This is a genomic window from Nonomuraea diastatica (assembly GCF_004349015.1).
Lineage (GTDB): Bacteria > Actinomycetota > Actinomycetes > Streptosporangiales > Streptosporangiaceae > Nonomuraea > Nonomuraea diastatica.
Genome location: NZ_SMKP01000274.1, coordinates 1 through 10,218, shown reverse-complemented (window position 1 = coordinate 10,218; position 10,218 = coordinate 1). Strand labels below are relative to the sequence as shown.

Here is a 10,218-nt window from a genome sequence, read left to right as displayed (position 1 = left end):
GGTGGACGGGCTGTCGATGTTGATCCTTTTCGCCGAGTGGGAGCGGCTGTCCGCCGATCTCGATGCCGAGCTGCCGTCGATCGGCATCACCTTCCGCGACTACGTGCTCCAGGCACAACCCGACGAGGAGTCCCTGGGTAAGGCGCTGACGTACTGGCGCGAGCGGACGGCGGACCTCCCCCCACCGCCGCGTCTCCCGCTCACGAAAGACCCCAGCGAGGTGGAGATCCCCCGCTTCCACCGCAGAGAGGCCAGGCTCGACCTGGAGAAGTGGAAGGCGATCACGGGCCGGGCCAGGACGCACGGAATCACTCCATCTGTGGTGCTGCTGGCCTGCTACGCCGAGGTGCTCTCTGCCTGGAGCGGGCAGCCGGACCTGACCGTCAACCTCACCCTGTTCGACCGGCGCGACGTCCATCCCGACATCGGCCACGTCGTCGGCGACTTCACCTCCGTGCTCCTCGTCGCGCACCGGCCCGCTGCGCGCGAAGGCTGGCTGGAGCGCGCCCGCCGCCTCCAGGAGCAGGTCTGGCGCGACCTCGACCACCAGGAGATATCGGGCGTGCGCGTGCTGCGCGAGCTGGCCCGCGAAAACGATCGCCTGGCCGAGCCCGTCCCCACCGTGTTCACCAGCATGCTCGGCGTCGACGACGCCCTGGCCCGCACGGTCCGATGGCCCGACCACACCCGATCCCAGACCCCCCAGGTCTGGCTCGACCACCAGGTGATCGAGCTGCCGGACGGGCTGCTGCTGAGCTGGGACAGCGTCGATGAACTGTTCCCCGGCGGCCTGGTGGACGAGATGTTCGCCGCCTATACGGAGCTGGTGGAACGGCTGGCCGACGAGCCGGAATGGGCGGCGGTCCCGGGCCAGGCGCTGCCACAGGGGCAGCCGGAGCCGAAGAGGGACAAGCCCCGTCCGAAGCGCGGTTTTGAGGCGCCGGTCGGGGTGGTGGAGGAGACGGTGGCGGCGATCTGGGGTGATCTGCTGGGAGTGTCGCGGGTGGGTCGTCATGATGGGTTCTTCGCCTTGGGCGGGGATAGTTTGCTGGCGACGCGGCTGGTGGATCGGTTGCGGCGGGCGGGGTTGGGCGGTGCGGAGTTGGCGGCGTTGTTCGTGGCGCCGGGGCTGGCGGATTTCGCGGCGACGTTGGAGTGGGGTGAGGCGTCGCCGGTGAGGGCGATCGTGGCTGATCGTGAGGGCCGGTTCGGGTCGTTCGGGTTGACGGAGGTGCAGCAGGCGTACTGGCTGGGGCGGCGGTCGGATTTTGTGCTGGGTGGGATCGGCGCGCAGTTCTATGTCGAGTACGAGCATGCCGAGGCGGATCTGGGCCGGTTGGAGGAGGCATGGAATCGGCTGGTGGTCCGGCATGACATGCTCCGGGCGGTCATCGAGGAGGATGGCACCCAGCGTGTGCTTCCGCGGGTGGCCCGTTATCGGTTCACGGTGGTGGACGGCGGTCCGGAGGTGGTGGAGCGGGTCCGGGAGGAGATGTCGCGGCGGCTGCTGGATGCGGGGTCGTGGCCGTTGTTCGACATCCGTGCGGTGCGGTGCGGCGAGTCGGTACGGCTGTGTGTGACGTTGGACAACCTGGTGGTGGACGGGCTGTCGATGTTGATCCTTTTCGCCGAGTGGGAGCGGCTGTCCGCCGATCTCGATGCCGAGCTGCCGTCGATCGGCATCACCTTCCGCGACTACGTGCTCCAGGCACAACCCGACGAGAGCCGGCTCGCCGCGGCCGAGGCGTATTGGCTGAGGCGGGCCGCCGAGTTGCCGCCCGGTCCGCGGCTGCCGGTCCTGAAGGACCCCGGCCAGGTCGAGATCCCCCGCTTCCACCGCAGAGAGAGCAAGATCGACGCGGTTTCCTGGCACGCCCTCACCGAGCAGGCCAGGCTCAATGGGCTGACTCCGTCGGTGTTGTTGCTCGCCTGTTTCGCCGAGGTGCTCTCTGCCTGGAGCGGGCAGCCGGACCTGACCGTCAACCTCACCCTGTTCGACCGGCGCGACGTCCATCCCGACATCGGCCACGTCGTCGGCGACTTCACCTCGCTGCTGCTGGTGGCCTACCACCGGCGACCGGAGGAGAGCTGGCTTGAGCGGGCGCGCCGCCTCCAGGAGCAGGTCTGGCGCGACCTCGACCACCAGGAGATATCGGGCGTGCGCGTGCTGCGCGAGCTGGCCCGCCAGAACGCCGGTCTCACGCAGGCGGTTCCGGTGGTCTTCACCAGCATGCTCGGCGTCGACGACGCCCTGGCCCGCACGGTCCGATGGCCCGACCACACCCGATCCCAGACCCCCCAGGTCTGGCTCGACCACCAAGCCGTCGAGCTACCGGACGGCGTGTTGCTGAGCTGGGACAGCGTCGACGAACTGTTCCCCGGCGGCCTGGTGGACACCGCGTTCACCGCATACGTGGAGCTGGTGGAACGGCTGACCAGGGCGGACTGGACACTGCCGATCGATCCATCGATGCCGGGCACGTCCGACCCCATGGCTGAGCCCGATCCGGTCGACGCGGACGTAAAGGCCGGGCACGACGTGGGGCCCGGCGGCCCGCCGCAAGGTGAGGTGGAGCAAGGTCTGGCCGTGTTGTGGGGCGAGCTGCTCGGCCACGTCCCCGAGAGCCGTACCGACAACTTCTTCGTGCTGGGTGGCGACTCGCTGGGCGGCACCCGGATGCTCCAGCGAGCCGCCCAGAAGTTCGGGGTCGATCTCTCGCTGCGCGCGTTCTTCGCCGCTCCCGTGCTCGCCGCCCTTGCCCGCGCCATCGACGAGCAGCTCATCGCATCGGATGCTCTGGAGGACGGAACACTATGACAGTCAGTGACCTGGTCGCCGAGCTGGACCACCTCGGTGTCCGGCTGTGGGCCGAGGACGGCCGGCTTCGTTATCGGGCACCGCGCGGCGTCCTCACCGAAGAGCGCAAGGCCCGGCTCATCCAGTGCAAGGCCGAGTTGCTGGCCTACCTTGAGGCGGACACGGCGACGCTGGTCGCCGACCCCGCGGCCCGGTACGAGCCGTTTCCCCTGACCCAGATGCAGTCGGCCTACCTGCTCGGACGGCACCAGACGTACGAGTACGGCGGCGTCGCCTGTACCGGATATCTTGAGATCGCCTACGAGGGCGTCGCGCCTGAGCACCTCGAACGTGCCTGGAACGAGCTCGTCCGGCGACACGACATGCTGCGCGCGGTCGTGGACGGCGAAGGAGACCAGAGGATCCTCCCGTCCGTGGAGGACTACGCGATTCCGGTCACCGACCTGAGCGGGGTGCCCGACGCCCGGGTCGAGGAGCACGTCGCCGCCATCCGGCGGGAGCTGCACGACAGCGTCGGCGCCGCCGGCACCTGGCCGCTGTTCGCCCTGCACACCACGGTGACCGATCACGCCACCGTGCTGCACTTGCTGATCGAGCTCCTGGTCGTCGACTCCGCGAGCCTGCAGCTTCTCCTCGCGGAGTTGGAGCAGCTGCTGCTCGGCGAGAAGCCGCCGCCACCACCGGCGGCCACGTTCCGCGACTACGTCATGGCGGAGCGGTCGCTGCGCGACGGCCCCTCATTCCATCGGGACCGGGCTTACTGGCTCGACCGGATCGACGACCTGCCCCCGGCGCCCGAGTTGCCGATGCTGGGCGACCTGCTTCCGCGTTCCGATCCATGGCAGGAGGTAGGTCCGGCCCGGTTTCGGCGCCTGAGCCGGCAACTGTCCCAGGACGAATGGACCGGCCTGCGCGAACGTGCGCGGCGGCACGGCGTCACCGAGTCGGGGACCCTGCTCGCCGCCTACGCGGAGACCATCGGCCGGTGGGCCCGCAATCGCCGGTTCAGCCTGAACCTGCCGATCTTCAACCGTCTTCCGTTGCACGAACGGATCGACTCCATCGTCGGAGACTTCACCACCGTGAGCCTTCTCGCCGTCGACCTGGACGCGGGGCCGTCCTTCGCCGAGCGTGCCAAGGCCCTCACCTCGCGGCTCTTCGACGACCTCGACCATCGCCTCTTCACCGGGCTGGACGTGCTGGCCGAGCTCACCAGGCGGCGGGGCCGACCGGCATTGATGCCCGTCGTGTTCACCAGCACCCTGGGTTCAGGGGCGTCCCCGGAGCGGGAGCCGATGGGCCGGTTCCTGGGCGGCCTGACGCAGACGCCGCAAGTGTGGATCGACTGCCAGGTCGTGGAGCAGGCCGGCCCGCCGCTGCTCGTCTGGGATGTCCGGTGGGACGTGCTGCCGGAGGGGCTTGCCGAAGACGCGTTCGAGGCGTTCATCACCCTGGTCGCCGAACTCGCCACCACGGAGCAGGCATGGGCGGACACTCACCCCGTGCGGTTGCCGCCCGCGCAGCGCGACCGCAGGGCCGAGGCGAACGCCACCTCCGCGCCCTTGCCCGGCCACCTTCTGCATGAGCCGATCCTGGACCACGCCCGGGACACGCCGGACCGTGCGGCTGTTGGCGACGCGCGGACGACGCTCAGTTACGGGGAGCTGCACGCCAGGGCGGCCGCCATCGCCTCCCGGCTGCGGGCCGCCGGATGCGAACCCGGCGACAGGATCGCAGTGGTCATGAGCAAGGGCGTGGAGCAGGTGGTGGGGGTGCTGGGCGTCCTGCTCGCGGGCGGCGTTTACCTGCCGCTCGACCTCGGGCAGCCGCGAGCGCGCCGCGACCGGATCCTCGCCGACGGGCGGGTGCGGTTCGCGCTGACCCAGTCGTGGAGCGAGGCGGGCGATCAGCTGCCCGCCGAGGTGAGCACCATCGCCGTCGACACGACCGGCCTGGACGACGCATCACCCGAGCTGCCCGCCCGCCTGGCCTCACCGGACAACCCGGCCTATGTGATCTACACGTCTGGGTCGACCGGCGCGCCCAAGGGGGTCGTGATCAGCCATCGGGCCGCGGCAAACACCATCGCGGACATCAACGCCCGATTCGCCGTCGGGCCGCAGGACCGCGTGCTCAGCATCGTGAACCTCGGCTTCGACCTGTCCGTCTACGACATCTTCGGCGTCCTCGCCGCGGGTGGCACGGTCGTCATTCCGGACGCCGACCGGCGCGCCGACCCCTCACACTGGGCGCACCTCATCGATATGCACGGTGTCACGCTGTGGAACTCGGTGCCGTCCCAGCTGCGCATGCTCCAGGAGTATGTGGCCGACGCCGGGGAGAGCGCCGCCACGTTGCGGCTGGCGATGTTGTCCGGAGACTGGATTCCGGTGAGTCTGCCCAGCCGGGTCCGGGAACATCTGCCCGGCCTGCGCATCGTGGCGCTCGGCGGCGCCACGGAGGCGTCGATCTGGTCGATCGTCTACCCGATCGAGGAGGTCAGCCCCGGCTGGCGGAGCATCCCGTACGGCAGGCCGCTGGCCAATCAGACGTTCCACGTCCTCGACGACGCCCTGCGTGACCGTCCGGACTGGGTGGCCGGTGAGCTCTACATCGGCGGCGCCGGCCTGGCGCAGGGGTATCTCGGAGATCCGGAGAAGACCGCGGCGCGCTTCATCACCCATGCGGTCACCGGCGATCGGCTCTATCGCACCGGCGATCTCGGGCGTTACCTGCCGGACGGCGTGATCGAATTCCTGGGGCGGGAGGACACCCAGGTCAAGGTGCGGGGACATCGGGTGGAACTCGGGGAGATCGAGGCAGCGCTGCGGTCCCATCCGGCCCTCGCCGACGCGGCCGTGCTCGCGGTGGGCGACGGCGACGCCAGAAGACTCGCCGCCTTCGCCGAGCTCGGGCCCGCCGACGTGCCCGATCAGGCGGCCGGAAGCGCTGAGGGGGCCGCCGCCGTCATCGACGCGGCTGCCACGGCATGGCGAAGGGCCGAGGAGGCGCTGGACGCCGAGGCGTTCACCGCCCTCATGCGCGGGACCGACACGGCCGCGGTTCAGGCCATGGCGGCGCAGCTGCGCGCGAGCGGGCTCTTCGCCGCGCCCGGCACCAGGCACACAGCAGCCGAGATCGCCGACGCCACCGGCGTCGCGGACCGGCACCGGAGACTCCTGCGGCGCTGGCTCGACGCCCTGGTCGCCGCGGAGGCCGTGAGATTCGACGAGGATGCGGGCACGTTCCACGACCTCGTCCCCGCCGACCAGAGATCGGTGGCGATGGCCTGGGACCGGGTGAGCGAGCTGGAGGAGCGCGTCGGTTACGGCGATGGCCTCATGCGGTTGATCCGCACCTGTGGGGGCCGCCTCGGCGACCTGCTCCGCGGGGACTTCGACGTGCGCGAGGCCCTCTTCCCTGACGGTGAGTTCGGCGCCGCCTGGGCGGTCTACCGCGAGAACCTGGTCGCGCGGGGGATCAACGGCATCGTCGCGGCGGCCCTCCGGCGGATCGCCGAGCGGCACGGTCGGCGATCCGCCGGTGCAGGCCCTCTGCGGATCCTGGAGGTGGGCGCGGGCATAGCCGGGACGACGGCGGACGTGGTGCCGGCGATGGCCGATCTCGCGCCCGACTACCTGTTCACCGACGTCTCGGAGTTCTTCCTGAGCGAGGCGCGCAGGACGTTCGGCGAGCATCGCTGGATGCGGTACGGAATCTTCGACGTCAACGCCGACTTCCGGGCCCAGGGCTATTCCCCCAACAGCGCGGACGTCGTTCTCTGCGCCAACGTGCTGCACAACGGCCTGAACGCGGCGGAGATGCTGGCACGGCTGCGGGAGATGCTCGCCCCCGGCGGCTGGCTGGTGTTCATCGAGCCGACCCGGGCGCACAACTACCCGCAGCTCGTGTCGATGGAGTTCGAGTTCACGGGCGAGGGCTTCACCGATGACCGCGTCCGCACCGGGCGGGCGTTCTTCACGCGGGACCAGTGGCTCGACCTTCTGGCTGAGGCGGGGGCAGAGGATCTGATATGCCTCCCTCCGGAGGACAGCGCGCTGGGCCTGGCGGGGCAGGGCGCCTTTCTCGCCCGGTTCGACGCAGGCCGTGCTTATACGACGGCGGAGCACGTTACGGCGCACCTCACGGCCCAGGTGCCGGAGTACATGGTGCCGGGGACGGTGCATCTGGTGGACGCCCTGCCGCGCTCGTCGAACGGAAAGCTCGACAGATCGGCGCTCGCGAGCATGCTCCCCACGAGCGAAGCGGACCAGGCGACCGAGACCGGCCAGACGCTCGCCGACGACCTGGAGCGGAGTATCGCCGAGCTATGGAGTGAGCTGCTCGGCGTCCAGCGTGTCGGCCGCGAACAGGACTTCTACTCCCTCGGCGGCGATTCCCTCCTGCTGTCACGCATGGTCGGACGCCTCCGCGAACAGGTACCCGAGGCCGCGGGCGTGGAGTGGGCACTGCTGACGCGCCGGATGTTGCATGACCCCACGGTCCGGGGTCTCGCCGGCTACCTGCGCTCGTCCGGTGGCGCCGGTGCGGTGGCCGAGAAACGGGAAAGCCCTGTCGTCGTGCTGAGCGAGAGCGCCGGATCCGGCGAGCCTGTGTGCGTCTTCGTGCACGCGGGAACCGGCACGCTCGAGCCGTACCAGCCGCTGCTGGCGAGGTTGCGCGCCGTCGGCCGCGGCGGGCTGCTCGGACTGGAGATCACCGATCTCGATCGCTACCTCGCGCTGCCTCCCGAGGCGGTGATCGACCGGCTGGCCGCCGACTACACGCGCGAACTGCTGGGTCACGGCTCCACCTTCACCGTGGTCGGCTACTGCCTCGGAGGGCTGCTCGCGACCGAGGTGGCCCGCACGCTCATCGAGGCGGGTGCCATCGTCGAGGGGCTGACCGTGATCAGCTCATACCAGCCGCCGGCGGTGGACGACGAGTTGATGGTGGAGTATCTGTTCGCCCAATCGATGGGCGCCGACCTCGAAGCCCTCGGACTGCCGCATGACGCCGAGGTGTTCGGCCGGGCGGTCCGCGAGATCCTGGCGGCGACGCCGGAGCGACTCCCGGACGGCTGCCTCACCTCCCTGAACGGTGAGCACGCCGCGGTGGGCTCGTCGTTCAGGGCTTTCGCCCGAGACGACCGGCCGCGGCGGCTCGCCGCGATCCACCGGGTCGCCACGCCCGAGGGCGCCTACAACTCCGGGAGCTACACCCTCGCGGAGTTCACCCGCTTCTTCGAGGTCTTCCGGCAGAGCATGCTCGCCGTCACCCGCCATCGCGCCGACCCCTACGCCGGACCGGTGACGCTGCTGCGTAACAGCGGCTCGTCGACCCTGCTGCCTGGTTCGAGGGCCGATGTAGGCCGCTTCTGGGAGCGCATCGGTATGGCCGGCATCTCCGTGCACGACCTCCCCGGGGATCACTTCGGCTGCATGTCGGCGTCGAACGCGCCTGAGATCGCCCGCGTGCTCGCCAGGGCCGGACGATGACCCGGCGTCCGAAGGTCATCGTGTGTGGCACGGGGTTCGGCCGTGTTCACCTGCGGGCCGTGCAGAGCTCGCCGGACGTGGAGCTCGCGGGGGTGCTGGCGCGGGGCAGCGACCAGTCCCGGCGTATCGCCTCGGAGTACGGCGTCACCTGTTTCACCGACGTCGATGGCCTCCCCGGAGACGTGGACATCGCCTGCGTGGTCGTGACGGGCGGGACCGGCGGCGGCGACGGCACCGAGTTGGCCCTGCGGCTGCTGGCCCGCGGGGTCCACGTCATGCAGGAGCTCCCCTTGCACCGCGACGAACTGGAGTCGTGCCTGCGGGCGGCACATCAGCACGGGGTGCGCTACCGAGTGAACGCCTTCCACCCGCACCTCGCGCCCATCCGCCGTTTCCTGGACGCAGCGGAGGTGGCCCGGCGGCGTCAACGACCGCTCTTCGTCGACGCGACCTGTGCGATCCAGGTGCTCCCCTCGCTGCTGGACATCGTCGGGCGCGCGGTGGGCGGGCTGCGGCCATGGCGCTTCGCCGAGCCCGAGGCCGTCCCATCGGAGCTGGCGGCGCTCGCCGGAACGCCCGCTCCTTACACCACCGTCCACGGGGTGATCGGCGAAGTGCCCGTGACGCTCCGGGTGCAGAACCAGATCAATCCCTCCGACCTCGACAATCATGCGCTGCTGCTGCACCGGGTCAGTGTGGGCTTCGAAGGTGGTGTGCTCGCGCTGGCCGACACCCACGGGCCCGTGTTGTGGAGCCCGCGCCTGCATGGCGAACGCGACGCCACCGGACGCCTGGTCCTCAGCGGCCCGGAAACCGGCCGCCTCGGTGTGTCCAGTACGCAGCGCCTTGACGGTGCCGCGGCACCCGGGGCGCAGGCCCCGACATTTCTCGAGATCTTCGATCGGGTCTGGCCGGACGCCGTGGCGCACGCCCTTCGCGAGTTCCAGCGGGACATCGCCGGCTCGGCGGATGAGCCCCAGCCGGCGAAGTGGTCGCAGTGGGCGCTCAGCCTCACCGCACAGTGGCAGGATCTGTCGGCCCGGCTCGGGCCACCAGAGCCGATCCACCCGCCCGAGCCCCAGCCGCTGCCGCTGCCGGAGCTGCTCGCCGACCTGCCGCAGGAGGGACGGTGAGGAGGATGGCGGAGCCTGCGGGCCGGTGGCTGCGCTGTTACCAGCCGCGCCCGGGAGCGGGCTGCCGGCTGATCTGCCTACCGCACGCCGGCGGCTCGGCGAGCGCCTACCGAGCCTGGCCCGCGTTCGTCGGCGAGCGGATCGAGGTGCACATCGCGCAGTACCCCGGCAGGGAGGACCGATACGCCGAACCCCATGTCCACGACCTCCCCACGGCTGCGGCCCGGATCGCCGACGAGATCGCCCCGATCACCCGGGGCCGGTACGCCCTGTTCGGCCACAGCATGGGTGGGGCGATCGCCTACGAGGTCGCGGTCATGCTGCTCCAGCGTGGCCTGCCGCCACCGGCGCACCTGTTCGTCTCGGGACGGGAGCCCCCCGCCCATCACCGGCACGGCACCGTCCACAACCTGGACGACGAGGGGATCGCCGCCGAGTTGATCCGGCTGAGCCCCTTCAACAAGGAGCTGCTGGCCCAGCCGGAACTGGCGGCGCTCGTGCTGCCGATCGTCCGGAGCGACTACCGGCTCATCGAGTCGTACCGACCGGGCGCCGACGTCGTGCTGCCGGTTCCGATCACCGTACTGGCCGGCACCGAGGACGGGGAACTCAGCCTGGTCGAGGCGCGCGACTGGTCCCGCTACACCGATCGGGAGATGCGCCTGCGCACATTTCCCGGTGACCACTTCTTCCTGAACGAACACCGCCGGGCCGTGACCGATCTCATCGCCGAGACGCTCAGCCCGATCGCCGACCCCCTGCCCCCAGC

At 70.5% G+C, this 10,218-nt stretch carries 4 protein-coding genes; all 4 read left to right on the top strand.

Translation table 11 applies throughout. The features are described from left to right. Positions 1-2,818, top strand: a 2,818-nt coding sequence (locus E1294_RS48715; RefSeq protein WP_246083819.1) for a condensation domain-containing protein, incomplete at its 5' end; no start/stop codon positions are given. Beyond that, a complete protein-coding gene (locus E1294_RS48710) occupies positions 2,815-8,316 on the top strand; it encodes a non-ribosomal peptide synthetase (RefSeq protein ID WP_132519096.1) in 5,502 nt (1,833 codons plus the stop codon). The genes E1294_RS48715 and E1294_RS48710, both read left to right, overlap by 4 nt. Beyond that, positions 8,313-9,449, top strand: a complete 1,137-nt coding sequence (locus E1294_RS48705) for a Gfo/Idh/MocA family oxidoreductase (protein ID WP_132519093.1) — start codon at positions 8,313-8,315, stop codon at positions 9,447-9,449. The genes E1294_RS48710 and E1294_RS48705 overlap by 4 nt, the downstream gene beginning before the upstream one ends. 5 nt (positions 9,450-9,454) lie before the next feature. Then, the coding region (locus E1294_RS48700) for a thioesterase II family protein (protein ID WP_132519090.1) at positions 9,455-10,218 on the top strand (764 nt) is incomplete at its 3' end.

What these genes read in the sequence shown, in the direction of transcription:
- E1294_RS48705 (WP_132519093.1), top strand. Translation starts at nt 8,313, where the DNA reads ATGACCCGGCGTCCGAAGGTCATCGTGTGTGGCACGGGGTTCGGCCGT.
- E1294_RS48710 (WP_132519096.1), top strand. Translation starts at nt 2,815, where the DNA reads ATGACAGTCAGTGACCTGGTCGCCGAGCTGGACCACCTCGGTGTCCGG.